Here is a 14,527-nt window from a genome sequence, read left to right as displayed (position 1 = left end):
AGAAGAAGCTGCGGGCTTATTCGGTTTGGCGGGCGCGCCAGAGGGTAAAGAGGCCTGCGGCGACGATCAGGCCAGCGCCGAGGGCGACGTTTGCGCGAATGGATTCGCCGAAGACTGCGATGCCGAGGGCGCTGGCGAAGACCAGTTGCAGGTAGGCGAAGGGTTGAACGGCGCTGGCCTCGGCGACTTCGTAGCAGCGGATCAGGGTGTAATGGCCAAGCGCGCCTGTGACGCAGAGCAGCGCCATCCAGCCCCAATCGGGCGCGGTCATGGGTTGCCAGAACCACATGCCGATAAGCGTCGCGGTGACCGCGCCGACGGTGCCGGTGTAGAAGAACGACGTGGCCGCCGTGTCGTGTCTGGCGACGTAGCGTGTGAGCAGGCCGTAAAGCGCGAACATCAGGGCCGCGCCCAGCGGGATGGCCGCGTAGGGCGAGAAGACGCCGCCCGAGGGTTGCAGGATGATGATGACGCCGACGAAGCCGACGCCGATGGCGGCCCAGCGACGCCAGCCGACGTGCTCGCCCAAGACGGGGCCCGAGAGCGCCGCGATCAGCAGCGGGTAGGCGGCAAAGACCGCGTGGCTTTCGACGAGGCCGAGGTAGACAAAGCCGATGACCATTGTGTTGATCTCGACCACCAGCAGCGCGCCTCGGAACGCCTGAAGCCATGGGGTGTGGCTTTGGGCAGCGGCGCGCAGGCCGCCGGCTTTGCGTTTGGCGATGGCCATGACAAAGGCGGCGAAGAACCAGTAGCGGATCATCACCACCATCATGGTGTTGTATTCCCCCGCGAGGTGGCGGCTGAGCCCGTCCTGCATGGCGAAGACAAAGGTGGTGAGGACCATGAGCCAGATGCCGAGGCCGGTGTTTTGCTGGGCCATGTCAGGCTTTCCTTGCGGTGGTCATGTGGCGTTTGCGGCCAAAGCCGGGGATGCGCGTGACGTCAAAGCCCGCGTCCGCCAGCGCGCGGCGCACGTGGCCGGCGGCGGTGTAGGTGGCGGCGGTGCCGTTCGGTGTGGTGTGCTGGCCGACGGCGTGCAGCAGCTCGGGCGACCACAGTTCGGGGTTCTTGGCGGGGGAGAAGCCGTCGAGGAACCACGCGTCGGCCTTGCCTTGCCATTCGGGCAGGGTCTCGCGCGCGTCGCCTTGGATCATTTCGAAGTGCAGGTCGGGCAGGGTGAATTGCCGCGCGCCTTGCTGCCAGAAGGGGGCGAGCTCGGCGGCGATGTCGGTGATTTCCGCAAAGGCGGCCTGCGCGCGGATCATTTCCGGGCCTTGCAGGGGGAAGGCCTCGAAGGTGGTGAAATGCAGGCGACCCTGTTGGCCTGATGTGCGCCACAGCTGTAAAGCAGCGAGCAGATTGAGGCCGGTGCCAAAGCCCAGCTCGGCAATGTGGAAGCCATCGGAAAAGCGCTCGGGCAGGGCGTTGCCGGTCAGAAAGACGTGTTTCGTCTCGTTCAGGCCATGTTCGAGCGAGTAGTAGGGGTCGTCGAACCGGGTCGACACGGGGATATCGCCGCGCCAATCAAGCGAGGAGGTCGTCATCGGCTGGCCCTTTGCGCAGCGGGTGAATATGCAGGGTTTGAGGCGGGGGCGTGGCCCCCTTTGGCACAGGTTTGCAGGCAGGAGAGGGCAATGGCAAGAGTGGACGTGACCGTGCGGGGGGGCGGGATCTTTGGTCTGAGCATTGCCTGGGCCTGCGTGCAGCGCGGCGCCCGTGTGCGGGTGGTGGACCCATATGGCGCTGGGGCCGGGTCTTCGGGCGGTCTGGTGGGGGCATTGGCCCCACATGTGCCGGAAAACTGGAATGAAAAGAAGGCGTTTCAGTTGGACAGCCTGTTGATGGCAGCAGGGTTCTGGGCCGGGGTCGAGGCGGTGGGCGGCGTGTCGGCGGGCTATGGCCGGACCGGGCGCTTGCAGCCAATTGCCGATGCGCATGGGCTGGAGCTGGCGCAGGCGCGTGCGATTTCTGCAAAGCCGCTTTGGCAGGATCATGCGGTGTGGGAGGTCGTCGAGGCGGGCGAGGCGGGGGAATTTGCGCCAGTCTCTCCTTCGGGGTTCTTGATCCGCGATACGTTGACCGCGCGGATGCACCCGCGGCGCGCCTGTGCGGCCTTGGTGGCGGCGTTGCAGGCGTCGGGGGTTGCCGTCGTGTCTGAGGCAGAGGACGCAGGCGCGGTGGTCTGGGCGACGGGTTGGCAGGGGCTGAGGGCGCTGTCCGAGGGGCGGTCGCGCAAGGTCGGCGATGGGATCAAGGGACAGGCGGTGCTGATGAAGTATGCCGCGCCGGAGGCCCCGCAGTTGTTCGTCGGGGGCTTGCATCTGGTGCCGCACGCGGATGGGACGCTGGCCATTGGATCGACCTCTGAGCGGGAGTTTGACGACCCTACTGGGGTGGATGAGCAGTGCGAGGATCTGATCGCGCGGGCGCGGGCGGCTTTGCCGGTGCTGGAAGGCGCGGAGGTTTTGGAGCGCTGGGCCGGGGTGCGGCCACGGGCGCGGAGCCGGGCGCCGATGCTGGGGGCATACCCGGACCGGGCGGGGCATTTCATCGCCAACGGGGGCTTTAAGATCGGCTTTGGGATGGCGCCCAAGGTCAGCGCGGTGATGGCCGATCTGGTGCTGGAGGGGCGCGATGCGATCCCCGAGGGGTTCCGGGTGGAGGCGTGTTTGTAGGCCGCTGTCCGGCGCTCGTTCCTGCGGAACATCGCCCCGCCCACCGTCCCGCAGCCTGCGTTGCGGCAAACAAAAAAGGGCAGGTCGGGAGCCTGCCCTTATGGTTGCCGAGATGGCGGTGGTTAGTCGAACTTGCGCGAGGGCGCGAGCACCTTTGCCTCGCCGATCAGCACCTTTTTGCCGTCGACGGTGCACTGGCAATCCAGCGTCACGCGGCGCTTGGCATGGTCGATGTCGGTCACGGTGACCTCGGCGTAGACAGTGTCGCCGGGGCGCACGGGGCCGAGGAATTTCAGCGTCTGGCCCATGTAGACCGTGCCGTGGCCGGGCAGCTGTTCGCCGATCACCGCCGAAATCAGGCCCGCGGTCAGCATCCCGTGGGCGATGCGCCCTTCAAAGATGGTGTCCTGCGCGTATTCGTCATCGAGGTGCACTGGGTTCCGGTCGGTCGAGACCTGAGCGAACATCTCGATGTCTTCATCGGTGACCACCTTGCGCAGGTAGCGGGACATGCCCATTTCGATGTCTTCGATGCAGATGGTTCCGCGTGGCAAATTGTCCAACATCTCACCCTCCAAGATCAGGCCTTCGGTAATAAACGCGCACTCCTTCGGCGCTCTGTGAAATTTTATTACTTTGCAGATGCAGCAAAAACAAGGGGAAATTCGCGCGGCAGGCTCCACAAATGGTCGCATGTGGCACAAAAAGCCCCGCGCGCCGGATGGGCGGGCGGGGCGGTGTAAGCTGTTGGAATAGTGAGGTTAACGCAGGTAACCGATCGAAAAGCGCGGGGCGATCTGCGCCGTGCCAAGGTAGTCTTCCAGCGCGGATTTTTCCGGCTGGCGGTCGGTTTTGGTTTCCTCTTTGGCAAGGCCGCCGGTGATAAAGAGGGAATCAATGTCCTCGCCCATGGCGCCCTGGATATCCGTCGCGGGGCCGTCGCCGATGGCCAGAATGGCGCTGTCGGACACGTTCGGGCGATGCGCGAACAGGCGGCGGCGCGCGAGGTCATAGATCGGCGGGTAGGGCTTGCCGAAATAGAGGCTCTCGCCGCCCATCTCGGTATAGAGCTTGGCCAGCGCCCCGGCGCAATATTCGCGCCGCTCGCCCCGGTCGACGACGATGTCGGGGTTGGCGCAGAGCAGCTTGAGCCCCTTTTGCTTGGCATAGAGGAACTCGGGGCGGTTGACCTCTGGTTCGGCGTGGGGGTCGAAGGGACCGCAGCAGACGATGCCTTCGGCGTCCTCAAGGTCGACGCGCTCCACGGCGACCGGGTTGTCGATCAGGTTCAGCGGCTCAAAGAACGACAGGTCAAAGTCGTGCCCCATGAACCAGACCTTTTGGCCCACCGCGCCTTGGAACATGGCGGCGCGGGCGCTGTCGCCAGAGGTGGCGATGTCGTCATAGGCATCCTCGGGGACGCCGAATTTGACCAGCTGCTTGGCGACCTCGTGGCGCGAGCGCGGGGCGTTGGTCACCAGGATCACGGTGCCGCCACCGGCGCGAAAAGCTTGCAGTGCGGCGACCGCCTCCGGAAAGGCTTTGACGCCGTTGTGCACGCAGCCCCACAGATCGACGAAAAGCGCGTCGTAATTGGCGGAAATGTCAGAGAGCTGTTCGATAATCTGGGTCATGGGCCTGTTCGCGCGTGGAAAAAGTTACCGTCCTTGTTCCACATAGCGCGCCCAAGGGAAAGGCTAGCCCTGATTGAGCCGCTCGACGTAGACGCGCATTTCCTCGGCCTCTTGGCGGGCTTCGCGCAACCCGTCCATGGCGGCGCGCAGTTCGGCCTCTGTCTGGGCCAACTGGTTGGTCAGCTCGGCCTCGCGCTGTTGCAGGTAGGTGATCGCCTGATCGCGGGTTTCCTCGGCCTCGTGCAGCTCTTGGCTCATGCGTTCAAGCTGATCCATGTCGGCTTGGCTGACGCGCTTGAAGCGGTGGATGAGCCAGTGGGCAAACCACCCAAGGCCGAATGCCACGAACAAGATAATGGCCGTGACGATGATGAATTCGGATCTGTTCATCCAAGGTCCCTTTGTCCCGAGCGTTGACCGCCCTGTCAGTTGTCAGCGGGGGCTGCGTCCCCGTCGTTGGTGGTTGCGACCGGCTCGCCTGCCTCGGCGTCCGGGTCTGCCTGCTCTTGCTCGGGTTCATCCTGCTCGGCGGCCTCTGCCTCGGCCTTCAGCAGTTTGAACTCGATGCGGCGGTTGGCTTCGCGGCCTTCCTCGGTGCCATTATCGGCAATCGGCTGGGTTTCGCCATAGCCTTTGACAGAATAATCACGCACCGGCACCTGGCGGGCGCGCAAAGCATCCAGAACCGCCTGCGCGCGTTCGCGGCTAAGCTCGGCGTTCATGGTCTCGCGGCCTTGGCTGTCGGTGTGGCCGCCGATCTCGATCGGGATGTCGCCGCATTGTTTGAGCATCTCGGCCAGCTCGTCCATGATGTCCTTGGCCGAGGCATCCAGCCGGCTGGAGCCGGGCTCAAAGGTGATCTTACGCGCGCCGATGACCTCGGTGATGCGGGCCTCGCACTCTTCCGGGGTGGGGATGCCCAGCGAGGGGTCAAAGCGCTCTTCGTACTCGACCTTGATCTCGAAATTCACGTCATCGCCCAGTTTCGAGGCCAGCAAAGCGGCGATCTGCGCGTTGGCGTCGGCGTTGCCGGTCTTGCCGGTGATGGCGATATTGTCGGGGGTGACGGTGACCGCGCCGTTAACCAACTGCGAGAGCACCTCGAGCGCGGCCAGCGTGCGCACCGGCCAGTCCATCGGCAGGTTCTCGGCCACGCGGGCAGCGGTGAACACATCCTCAGAGCCAAAGCGCGCGCGGGCATAGCTGTCGGCGGTCTGGCGCGCCACCTCGGAGGACAGGCGGCCACGCAGCTGCACCGCGCCCTCGGGCGACAGGGTCGCGACGAATTCGGGCGGGCCTTCGACGGTCTCTACCTGAGTCTTGGGCAAGGACGCGTTCAGGGCGAAAATATCGGGCAGCGTGGTTTCCAGCTCGCCCACGACACGGTCGAACACGGCCTGATTGGTGCCCTCGGCGGCGACCAGCGCGATGTCGGCGTTGCTAAAGGTCACGGACCCACCGCCCAGTTCCGCCAGCTTGGAAATCGCCAGAGACACCGCGTCGGGCCAGCGCCGCGATGGTGTCCCAAGGCCCAGCGTGCACGACCCTTTGCCCGTCATGCCAGCGTCGGCGGCGGCCTTGAGGATACGCTCGCGCCCCTCGGGGGTGTCGGCAGAGCAGGCGTCGAAATGCGGGCCGGTCTCGTCGATGATAAAGCGCAGCGTAAAGGGCGAGATCACCGGGCGCGGGGCGGAAATGTCCAGCGTCAGGTCCATGTCCTCGGGCTTGCGGCGCATCAGCGCGCTTTCCAGCCGCACGCGCACCTGTTCGCTTTCGGTCATGGCCTTGATCGCCACGCTGTCGGCGGTCACCGAAATCTTGGAGCGGGGCAAATCCTTGAGCGCGCGGGTGGCATAGAGCATCGCGTCGTCCCAGCCATCGGGGGCGGGGAAGTCAGCGCTTTCGAGCAGGTCGGTGACCTCTGCGTCGCCCACCATGGCCTGAAATTCTTCGATCAGCAAAGCGCGGTCGGTGGTGGCGGGCACCAGCCCGATGATCGAGATCCCGGCGTCATTGCGCAGGATTTCCGCCGAGAAATGCGGCGGTTTCAGCTCTTCGGGTTCCTCGATCAGCATCTGGTCGATGACGCGGGCGGCGTCCACCACGCGCCCCGCCGTGGACAGCGCGCGGAAGCGAGCCGCCTCATCGGGGGCGGTGCCGATCAGGAAGACTTGCAAGCCGTTGGTGTCCACCTCGGCCCATGTCAGCCCGTCGTTGTCCAGTTCGGTCAACACATCGGTCTTGGAGGCGGCCTCGATGGCCTGAACCGAGAAATTCGCGGCGATCAGGCTGACCGCACCGGCCCCTGCGAAAATCGCCGCCGTGGTAAATATCGAGGAAAGCCGCATCAGCGCTGAAAATCCTGTATTGTTCACGTCCTGATACGGAGTTGCGAAAGGTTAAGCAATCAGACGAACAGCGCACCGGCGAAAATCAGCACGGGAATCAGCCCCGCGTCGCGATTCGCGCGAAACAGCATAAGCAGACGGTCGTTATCATCCAGTTTCAGCTGTCGCATCTGCCACAGCAGGTGCCAGCCCATGGCCCACGGCCCCACCAGCAGAATCACCATTTGCAGGATGTTGCCATCGGGCGCAGCGGCAATCACCGCCATCCCCATCAAGGCCACCGTCGCCACAAGGAACCGCGACAGCCATTGCGGCGTGTCCTCGGCAAACAGCCGCGCGGTGGATTTCACCCCGATCAGCGCGTCGTCCTCTTTGTCTTGGTGGGCGTAGATCGTGTCATAGAACAGCGTCCACGCCATGCCCGCGATATACAGCAGCACGGCGGGCAGTTTCAGCTCTCCGGAATGGGCCGTCCACGCCAGCAAGGCGCCCCAGTTAAAGGCGATCCCCAGAAAGACCTGCGGCCACCAGGTGAACCGCTTGGCAAACGGATAGATCGCCACCGGCCCCAGCGACAGCACCCCCAGAGCGATGGCCATGGGCGGGTAGGTCAGCAAGATCGCAAAGGCCACAAGGCATTGCGCCACCGCCCAGGCCAGCGCCTGTTTCGTCGTAACCTGACCCGAGGGGATGGGCCGCGAAGCCGTGCGCGCCACGCTGCCGTCGATGTGCCGGTCGGTGATGTCGTTCCACGTACAGCCCGCGCCGCGCATCAGCACCGCGCCCACGCCGCAGGACAGGAAAATCCACAGATCGAACCAAGACGCCTGCCCGTCATGCACCATGGCCAGCAGCAACCCCCACCAACACGGCAACAGCAACAGCCACGTCCCGATGGGCCGGTCGGCGCGGCTGAGGCGCAGGTAGGGCCGGGTAAAGGCGGGCGCGAGGTGGTCGACCCAGTTGCCCTTGACCGCGTCGGAAACCTGGCCTTCTGGCTCTGGCATATGGTTGGTGCCGGTCATATGGTGTGCCTCATGAAACCCAAGATACGCCTGTATGTAGAGCACCCTCTGGGCGAGGAGCAACCGGTCGAGCTGACGAAACCGCAGGCGCATTACCTGTTCGGGGTGATGCGGCAGGCGGTCGGCGGCGAGGTGGCCCTGTTCAATGGCCGCGACGGCGAGTGGCGTGCGCAGATCACCAGCGCGGGCAAACGCGGCGGGGAGTTGCTGTGTCTGGAGCAGACCGCGCCCCTGATGGTGCCGCCCGACCTGTGGCTGTGCTTTGCCCCGATCAAGAAGGCGCGCACCGATTTTATCGTCGAAAAAGCCGCCGAGATGGGCGCGCGGCGCATCATCCCCATGCAAACCGAGTTTACCAATGCCGAGCGCATCCGGCAGGATCGCTTGCAGGCGCACGCGGTCGAGGCCGCCGAGCAATGCGGCGGCACCTTTGTCCCCGAGGTGGATGATTTGCAGCGGATGTCTGCCCTGCTCGACGGGTGGGACGCGACGCGCCGCATCATGTTCTGCGATGAGGCCAAGGTGGGCGAGGCCTTTGACCTCGGGGCGGCAGAGCGCGGCCCTTGGGCGATCTTCATCGGCCCCGAAGGGGGCTTTTCGGAGCCTGAACGCGCCCGCCTGCATGGGCTTACTCACGCGCATCCGGTGGCGCTTGGCCCGCGTATCCTGCGCGCCGACACGGCAGCGGTGGCGGCGCTGACCCTGTGGCAAAAGGCCTTGGGGGATTGGGCATGATCCGCCCCGAGGCCGCCGAAGCCATAAACCGTTGGAAAGAAACGCTGACCGGCGCTGGCATCGCCGCGCTTGGGGCCTATTGGGGGTTCTTCACCGGCGGCGGTATCCTGCATTACATCGGCTATTTGCTGATTGCGGTGGGCGCTCTGCTGGGGTTCGCAGGCATCCAACGCGCGCGCTTTCGCATGGGGCGCGACGGCCCCGGCGTCGTTAACGTCATCGAAAAGCGCATCACCTATTTCGGGCCGCTGTCCGGCGGGGTCATCGACCTTGACGACATCACCACCCTGACGCTCGACCCCACGTCCGAGCCGCCACACTGGCTGCTGGCCCAGCCGGGGCAACTGCCGCTTGCGATCCCGCTGACCGCCGAAGGGGCCGACACGCTGTTCGACGCCTTTGCCAGCCTGCCCGGCATCCGCACCGAACACATGCTGCGGCAGATGCAAAGCACCCCGGATCACCCGGTTGTCATCTGGCGCAGGCAGGATGTGCGCAATACCGCCCCTCGGCTGCATTGACACGGGCGCGCATTCCCCGCATCCCTAGACCTTCAAAGCGTAAGCAGACCCGGAGTCCCCATGTCCATCCCCCAATCCGGTGGCGGTCCCATCGAACGTCACGAACAACTGGCCGAGTACATGGCCGCGGGCTGCAAACCCAAGGCCGATTGGCGCATCGGCACCGAGCATGAAAAGTTCGGCTACTGCAAGGATACACACAAGCCGCTGCCCTACGAGGGCGAGCGGTCCATCCTCGCGGTCTTGACCGGCCTGCGCGACCGCTACAACTGGTCCGAAGTGCGCGAAGGCGACAAGCTGATCGGGCTGGAGCGCAACGGCGCGAATGTGTCCTTGGAACCGGGCGGCGCGTTGGAACTGTCGGGTGCGCCTCTAGAGACGATCCACCAGACCTGCGATGAGGTGAACGAGCACCTCGCCGAGGTCAAAAGCATCTCGGACGAGATCGGCGTGGGCTTTATCGGTCTGGGGGCCGCGCCCGAATGGTCGCACGACGAGATGCCCTTGATGCCGAAAGGCCGCTACAAGCTGATGGACAGCTATATGGGCACCGTCGGCACCGCTGGCACCGCCATGATGCGCCGCACGACCACGGTTCAGGTGAACCTCGATTTCGGGTCCGAGGCGGATATGGTGCAAAAGCTGCGCGTGGCGCTGGCGCTGCAACCGTTGGCCACCGCCTTGTTCGCCAACTCGCCGTTCTTTGAGGGCAAGCCCAACGGGATGAAATCCTATCGCTCTTGGATCTGGCGCAACTTGGACGATGCGCGCACCGGGATGCTGCCCTTTGTCTTTGACGAGGGGTTCGGCTTCGAGGCCTATGCCGAGTACGCGCTCGATGTGCCGATGTATTTCGTCTACCGCGATGGCAAGTATATCGACGCCTTGGGGCAATCCTTCCGCGATTTCCTGAAAGGCGAGCTGCCCGCGCTGCCCGGCGAAAAGCCGACGCTGTCCGATTGGGCCGACCACCTGACCACGCTCTTCCCAGAGGCGCGCGCCAAGAAGTTCATCGAGATGCGCGGCGCGGATGGCGGCCCTTGGCGGCGGTTGTGCGCGCTGCCCGCGTTCTGGGTGGGGCTGACTTACGACCAGACCGCGCTGGATGCCGCTTGGGATCTGGTCAAGGGCTGGGACGCGGAAACCCGCGAAGCGCTGCGCGTCGGCGCGTCGGAGCAAGGCTTGCAGGCCAAGGTCGGCTCGATTTCGATGCACGATCTGGCGCGCGAGGTGCTGGACATCTGCGACGCGGGCCTCAAGGCGCGCGCCATGCCCGGCGCGGGCGGCCTTGTGCCCGACGAGACGCATTTCCTGAACGCGCTCAAGGAAAGCGTCGAAAGCGGGCAGGTTCTGGCCGACGAACTGCTAGAGCATTATAGCGGCGACTGGGGCGGCGATCTGTCGAAAATCTACGCGGCCTATAGCTACTAACGCTTTGGTATCGCGATGAGAAAAGGGCGGGGTCTGATCCCCGCCCTTTGTCTTTAATAGCCGATCGCGCAGCCGTCTTTGCGCGGGTCCGAGGCCCCTTCGAGCACGCCATTGTCGTGGATCAGGATCGCCTGCGCGCCGCCGATCGCCGTTTCCGGGATTTCCACGTCGTGGCCTTTGGCCGCCAGCTCGGCGCGCACTTTGTCGGAATAGCCGCGTTCCACCTGCAACTTGCCATCCTGCGGGAAGCTGCGCGGCGCGTCCAAGGCTGCCTGCGGATCAAGGCCATAGTCGGTGAGGTTCGTCATCACCCGCGCGTGGCCGTTGGGCTGGTACTGCCCGCCCATCACGCCGAACGGCATGGTCACACGGCCCGCGTCGCGCACCATCGCCGGGATGATCGTGTGCATCGGGCGCTTGCCCCCGGCCATCTCGTTGGCGTGGCCCTGTTCCAGCGAGAAACCCGCCCCGCGGTTCTGGAACAGGATGCCGAACTTGTCCGAGGCGATCCCCGAGCCAAAGCTATGAAACACCGAGTAAATCAGCGACACGGACATTCGGTCCTTGTCGACCACGGTGATGTAGATCGTCTCTTTGTGCACCGATTCGCTGATCGAAGTGGCCGAGGCCATGGCCCGGTTCGGGTCGATCAACGCGGCCAGTTTCTGCGCGGTTTCCATGCTGGTCAGATGGTCCAGCCGGGTCATATGCGCCGGATCGGCGAGAAAGCGATTGCGGGCGTCGTAGGCCAGCTTGGCGGTCTCGGCCTCGATATGCGCGCGCTCGGCGCCAAAGGGGTCCATGCTGGCCAGATCGAATTGCGACAGGATGTTCAGCATCAGATGCGCGGTGACGCCTTGGCCGTTGGGCGGATGCTCGAGCAGCTCGCGGCCCTTGTAGTGGCCTGCCAAAGGCTCACCGATGGTGCACTTTGTGGCGGCGAAATCGTCCAGCGTGTGGACACCCCCGGCGGCGGTCAGCGCGGCGACCATGTCTTCTGCGACTTCGCCTTCGTAAAAGGCTTTGCGGCCGTCTTTGGCGATGCGTTCCAGCACGTCGGCTTGGCCCGGCAGGCGGAAAATGTCGCCGACATTCGGGGTCTTACCGCCCAGAAGGTAGTGATCGCGCGCAGCCCCTTGCAGGGCGTTTTCGGCAATGCGCCAGTCGAACACGGTGCGCGGCGCGATGGGCACGCCGTCGCGCATGTAGTGGATCGCGGGGGCGAGACTGTCGGCCAGCCCCAGCTTGCCCCAGTTTTCGGACATGGTGCAAAAGGCGTCAATCGCGCCGGGGATCGTCACCGCATGGGCGCTGTCGGTGGGCACGGTCTTCAGGCCTTGGTCGCGCAAAGCCGCGGCGCTGGCGGCGGCGGGCGCGCGGCCCGAGCCGTTGACCGCGATCACATCTTCGCCCCCGGCGGGCGAAATCAGCGCAAAGCAATCGCCGCCGATCCCGGTCATCTGCGGCTCTGCCAGCCCCAGCAGGACCGCGCCCGCAATGGCCGCATCTACCGCGTTGCCGCCCCGGCGCAGAACGTCGATGGCGACTTGGCTGGCCAACGGGGTCGACGTGGCGCAGATGCCGTTGGTGGCAAAGACCGCCGAGCGGCCCGGATGTTGGAAATCACGCATGGATTTGGATCCTCCCCTTTGGGGGCACCATACCCGTCATCCGGGGCGCGTCAATTGTTGGGGGAGTATCAGCGGGTTAGAGCCTCGGTGTCGGACACTGGGTGGGGGCTGATAACGCCCGACACCGAGGGAAGCCATATGCAGCTACAGAACCAAGTATGCCCGCGAAACAGGGCGAAAATGTGGAGCTGGTTTGATTGTTTTGTGGCCGCGTGGCGGAGTGCTTTGGCTTTGATTAAAAACGAAAAAACAGCCGGCCAAGGGGCGCGACTGTTTGCTTGGGTAGTACCTCGGTGCCGGACACTGGGTGGGGGCTGAAAACGCCCGGCACCGAGGGAAGCCATATGCAGCTACAAGAACAGGTATGACGGTCCTATGCGGCGGGAATGTGGCGGCGGCGCGGTCATTTTGCGAAGCCTGTGGATGAACGGCGCGCTTAGGCGGAATTGTCCTCGCACTGAAGGGGGATTTCGAGGGTCAGGTGGTTTGCGCCGTCGCATTGATGATAGGTGAGCCGATTTGCCAGACTGCGGATCAGGAACCAGCCAAAGCCCCCTTCGGGCAGGTCTTCGGTCGGGACATCCAGATCGGCCATCTTGCCGCAGGGGGGCACGCCCCCCGGCATCGGCGCGCCAAAATCGACGATCCGCGCCCGCAGGCAGCTGTCGGCGAATTTCAGATCGACCCGGATTTCACCGTCGCTGCGATCCCGGTAGGCGTGTTCGACGACATTGTTCAGAACCTCGGCCAAGGCCAGTTCCCACATGTCGCCCAGCCCCGGCGGGCGCCCATGTTTGATCAGCAGATCATTGATCCCGGCCAGCGCAGCGCGCACGTCCTCGGCGGTGCTGCTTAGGACGCAACGGATGGTGATGCTGCCGTCGCCATGCTGCTCCGCTTTCATTGCAGGGTTCCTGTCTGGGGGTCAGGCGGGGTGGGCCGAGGCGCTTTCGGCGCTGTCATGGATGCTAAAGATCGAATCCATACGGGTCATGCGAAACACCTTGTCGACCGACGGCGTCAGCCCGGCCAGTTCCAGTTTCGCGCCCTGCGGCATCAGTTTCATCACCGCGACGATGGCGCCCAAGCCACTGGAATCAATGAAATCCACATGTTGCAAGTCCAGCACCATCCGGCCCGACGCGCTGGCCATTTCCTCGCGCATCCGGTCCTTGAATTGAATCGCGACCGCCGCGTCGATGCGGTCTGCATCCACGGTGATAACCTCGATCCCATCGAGAGAACGTGACGTAAAGTTCATGCCTGCCTCGCTATTGCGTTTGATCCAGACCCTAGACGCAATTCCTTACCATTCGGTATCAATGTTCTCAGGAGAGGGAGTAAGTTGATGAAAGATGTCGTTATTACGGGTGCCGCGCGCACGCCGATGGGCGGGTTTCAGGGGATTTTCTCGGATGTGACCGCCGCCGAGCTGGGGGGCGCTGCGATCAAGGCCGCTTGGGGCGCTGCGGGCAATCCTGCGGTCGATGAGCTGCTGATGGGCTGCGTTCTGCCCGCGGGGCAGGGGCAGGCCCCGGCGCGGCAGGCGGGCTTTGCCGCGGGTCTTGGCCAAGAGGTCCCGGCCACCACGCTCAACAAGATGTGTGGCTCGGGGATGAAAACCGCCATGATGGCCTTTGACCGGCTGGCGCTGGGCGGGGCGACCACGATGATCGCGGGCGGCATGGAAAGCATGACCAACGCGCCCTATTTGCTAGAGAAAATGCGCGGCGGGGCGCGGATTGGCCACCAGCAGGTGATCGACCACATGTTCCTTGATGGGCTGGAAGACGCCTATGACAAGGGCCGCCTCATGGGCACCTTTGCCGAGGATTGCGCCGAGGCCTTTCAGTTCACCCGCGAGGCGCAGGACCAATACGCGCTGGCGTCGCTGTCCAACGCTTTGGACGCCGAACGCTCGGGCGCGTTTGGCGGGGAAATCACCCCGGTGACCCTGCACAGCCGCCACGGCGAAGAGGTCATCACCCGCGACGAGCAACCCGGCAAGGCGCGCCCCGAAAAGATCCCGATGCTCAAACCGGCCTTTCGCAAGGACGGCACGGTGACGGCGGCGAATTCCTCTTCGATCTCGGACGGGGCGGCGGCCCTCGTGATGACGACGCTGGATGCGGCGGTGGCGGCAGGCCAAGTGCCGCGCGCCCGCATCCTTGGTCACGCCAGCCACGCGCAGGCCCCGGCCTTGTTCCCCACGGCCCCGGTCCCCGCCGCGCAAAAGCTGCTGGAGCGCATCGGCTGGAGCGTCTCTGACGTGGACCTGTGGGAGGTCAACGAGGCCTTCGCCGTGGTCCCCATGGCCTTCATGCACGAGATGGGCTTGCCGCGCGACATCGTGAACGTGAACGGCGGGGCCTGCGCGCTGGGTCACCCCATCGGCGCGTCGGGCACGCGGATCATCGTGACCTTGCTGAACGCTCTGGAGACGCGCGGGCTCAAACGCGGCGTGGCGGCGATCTGCATCGGCGGCGGCGAAGGCACCGCCATCGCCATCGAACGGCTGTGACCG

At 64.8% G+C, this 14,527-nt stretch carries 15 protein-coding genes; 5 read left to right on the top strand and 10 right to left on the bottom strand.

The features are described 5' to 3' along the window. Positions 1 to 16: 16 nt before the first annotated feature. A complete protein-coding gene (locus tag B9A11_RS02005) occupies positions 17 to 883 on the bottom strand; it encodes a DMT family transporter (protein ID WP_058246021.1) in 867 nt (288 codons plus the stop codon). A gap of 1 nt (position 884) precedes the next feature. Further along, the gene (gene mnmD, locus B9A11_RS02000) at positions 885 to 1,547 is read right to left on the bottom strand and encodes a tRNA (5-methylaminomethyl-2-thiouridine)(34)-methyltransferase MnmC2 (RefSeq protein WP_058246022.1); all 663 of its coding nucleotides are present in this window, start codon (positions 1,545 to 1,547) and stop codon (positions 885 to 887) included. Between the two features lie 90 nt (positions 1,548 to 1,637). On the opposite strand from mnmD, the gene B9A11_RS01995 reads away from it, so the two are divergent. Next, positions 1,638 to 2,678: an NAD(P)/FAD-dependent oxidoreductase gene (locus tag B9A11_RS01995; protein ID WP_058246023.1), complete on the top strand. Its 1,041-nt coding sequence runs from the start codon at positions 1,638 to 1,640 to the stop codon at positions 2,676 to 2,678. A gap of 122 nt (positions 2,679 to 2,800) precedes the next feature. On the opposite strand, the gene B9A11_RS01990 is transcribed toward B9A11_RS01995, so the two are convergent. The 5 genes from B9A11_RS01990 to ubiA form a co-directional block, all read right to left on the bottom strand. Beyond that, a complete protein-coding gene (locus tag B9A11_RS01990) occupies positions 2,801 to 3,244 on the bottom strand; it encodes a MaoC family dehydratase (RefSeq protein ID WP_058246415.1) in 444 nt (147 codons plus the stop codon). A 195-nt stretch (positions 3,245 to 3,439) separates the two neighbouring features. After that, entirely contained in the window at positions 3,440 to 4,312 is an 873-nt protein-coding gene (locus tag B9A11_RS01985) for a TIGR01459 family HAD-type hydrolase (protein WP_058246024.1), read from the bottom strand. A 63-nt stretch (positions 4,313 to 4,375) separates the two neighbouring features. Then, positions 4,376 to 4,702 carry a hypothetical protein gene (locus B9A11_RS01980; protein WP_058246025.1) on the bottom strand — a complete coding sequence of 109 codons (327 nt, stop codon included), beginning with the start codon at positions 4,700 to 4,702 and terminating at the stop codon, positions 4,376 to 4,378. A 35-nt stretch (positions 4,703 to 4,737) separates the two neighbouring features. Beyond that, positions 4,738 to 6,660, bottom strand: coding sequence for an OmpA family protein (locus B9A11_RS01975; protein WP_058246026.1), 1,923 nt, complete (start codon positions 6,658 to 6,660; stop codon positions 4,738 to 4,740). 59 nt (positions 6,661 to 6,719) lie between these two features. Next, positions 6,720 to 7,685, bottom strand: a complete 966-nt coding sequence (gene ubiA / locus B9A11_RS01970) for a 4-hydroxybenzoate octaprenyltransferase (RefSeq protein ID WP_058246027.1) — start codon at positions 7,683 to 7,685, stop codon at positions 6,720 to 6,722. 12 nt (positions 7,686 to 7,697) lie between these two features. On the opposite strand from ubiA, the gene B9A11_RS01965 reads away from it, so the two are divergent. The 3 genes from B9A11_RS01965 to B9A11_RS01955 are packed head-to-tail and all read left to right on the top strand — an operon-like array spanning position 7,698 to position 10,372. Continuing rightward, complete coding sequence (locus tag B9A11_RS01965) at positions 7,698 to 8,420, top strand: 16S rRNA (uracil(1498)-N(3))-methyltransferase (RefSeq protein ID WP_058246028.1); 723 nt, start codon at positions 7,698 to 7,700, stop codon at positions 8,418 to 8,420. Then, positions 8,417 to 8,941 carry a hypothetical protein gene (locus B9A11_RS01960; RefSeq protein ID WP_058246029.1) on the top strand — a complete coding sequence of 175 codons (525 nt, stop codon included), beginning with the start codon at positions 8,417 to 8,419 and terminating at the stop codon, positions 8,939 to 8,941. Before B9A11_RS01965 ends, B9A11_RS01960 begins: the two co-directional genes overlap by 4 nt. Before the next feature lie 60 nt (positions 8,942 to 9,001). Beyond that, positions 9,002 to 10,372 (top strand): glutamate--cysteine ligase, encoded by a 1,371-nt coding sequence (locus tag B9A11_RS01955; RefSeq protein WP_058246030.1) that lies wholly within the window; start codon positions 9,002 to 9,004, stop codon positions 10,370 to 10,372. A 53-nt stretch (positions 10,373 to 10,425) separates the two neighbouring features. Here B9A11_RS01955 and B9A11_RS01950 read toward each other — a convergent pair whose 3' ends face one another. The 3 genes from B9A11_RS01950 to B9A11_RS01940 all read right to left on the bottom strand — a co-directional run bounded on the left by B9A11_RS01950 (position 10,426) and on the right by B9A11_RS01940 (position 13,264). Continuing rightward, complete coding sequence (locus B9A11_RS01950) at positions 10,426 to 12,003, bottom strand: gamma-glutamyltransferase family protein (RefSeq protein ID WP_058246031.1); 1,578 nt, start codon at positions 12,001 to 12,003, stop codon at positions 10,426 to 10,428. Positions 12,004 to 12,439: 436 nt separating this feature from the next. Beyond that, entirely contained in the window at positions 12,440 to 12,907 is a 468-nt protein-coding gene (locus B9A11_RS01945) for an ATP-binding protein (protein ID WP_058246032.1), read from the bottom strand. A 21-nt stretch (positions 12,908 to 12,928) separates the two neighbouring features. Continuing rightward, entirely contained in the window at positions 12,929 to 13,264 is a 336-nt protein-coding gene (locus B9A11_RS01940; protein WP_058246033.1) for an STAS domain-containing protein, read from the bottom strand. An 87-nt stretch (positions 13,265 to 13,351) separates the two neighbouring features. On the opposite strand from B9A11_RS01940, the gene B9A11_RS01935 reads away from it, so the two are divergent. Next, positions 13,352 to 14,524, top strand: a complete 1,173-nt coding sequence (locus B9A11_RS01935; protein ID WP_058246034.1) for an acetyl-CoA C-acyltransferase — start codon at positions 13,352 to 13,354, stop codon at positions 14,522 to 14,524. The last annotated feature ends 3 nt before the right edge of the window (positions 14,525 to 14,527 follow it).

Origin of the sequence: Tropicibacter naphthalenivorans (assembly GCF_900176475.1) — a bacterium.
In the GTDB taxonomy this organism is placed as follows: domain Bacteria; phylum Pseudomonadota; class Alphaproteobacteria; order Rhodobacterales; family Rhodobacteraceae; genus Tropicibacter; species Tropicibacter naphthalenivorans.
The sequence above is the reverse complement of the archived record's forward strand: the minus strand, read 5'-3'. Positions and strand labels throughout refer to the sequence as shown.

Bases quoted from the DNA above. Each gene is read 5' to 3' on its own strand.
- B9A11_RS01960 (WP_058246029.1), top strand. From the start codon at position 8,417: ATGATCCGCCCCGAGGCCGCCGAAGCCATAAACCGTTGGAAAGAAACG.
- B9A11_RS01945 (WP_058246032.1), bottom strand. From the start codon at position 12,907: ATGAAAGCGGAGCAGCATGGCGACGGCAGCATCACCATCCGTTGCGTC.
- B9A11_RS01955 (WP_058246030.1), top strand. From the start codon at position 9,002: ATGTCCATCCCCCAATCCGGTGGCGGTCCCATCGAACGTCACGAACAA.
- ubiA (WP_058246027.1), bottom strand. From the start codon at position 7,685: ATGACCGGCACCAACCATATGCCAGAGCCAGAAGGCCAGGTTTCCGAC.
- B9A11_RS01950 (WP_058246031.1), bottom strand. From the start codon at position 12,003: ATGCGTGATTTCCAACATCCGGGCCGCTCGGCGGTCTTTGCCACCAAC.
- B9A11_RS01980 (WP_058246025.1), bottom strand. From the start codon at position 4,702: ATGAACAGATCCGAATTCATCATCGTCACGGCCATTATCTTGTTCGTG.
- B9A11_RS02005 (WP_058246021.1), bottom strand. From the start codon at position 883: ATGGCCCAGCAAAACACCGGCCTCGGCATCTGGCTCATGGTCCTCACC.
- B9A11_RS01985 (WP_058246024.1), bottom strand. From the start codon at position 4,312: ATGACCCAGATTATCGAACAGCTCTCTGACATTTCCGCCAATTACGAC.
- B9A11_RS01975 (WP_058246026.1), bottom strand. From the start codon at position 6,660: ATGCGGCTTTCCTCGATATTTACCACGGCGGCGATTTTCGCAGGGGCC.
- B9A11_RS01995 (WP_058246023.1), top strand. From the start codon at position 1,638: ATGGCAAGAGTGGACGTGACCGTGCGGGGGGGCGGGATCTTTGGTCTG.
- B9A11_RS01935 (WP_058246034.1), top strand. From the start codon at position 13,352: ATGAAAGATGTCGTTATTACGGGTGCCGCGCGCACGCCGATGGGCGGG.
- mnmD (WP_058246022.1), bottom strand. From the start codon at position 1,547: ATGACGACCTCCTCGCTTGATTGGCGCGGCGATATCCCCGTGTCGACC.
- B9A11_RS01990 (WP_058246415.1), bottom strand. From the start codon at position 3,244: ATGTTGGACAATTTGCCACGCGGAACCATCTGCATCGAAGACATCGAA.
- B9A11_RS01940 (WP_058246033.1), bottom strand. From the start codon at position 13,264: ATGAACTTTACGTCACGTTCTCTCGATGGGATCGAGGTTATCACCGTG.
- B9A11_RS01965 (WP_058246028.1), top strand. From the start codon at position 7,698: ATGAAACCCAAGATACGCCTGTATGTAGAGCACCCTCTGGGCGAGGAG.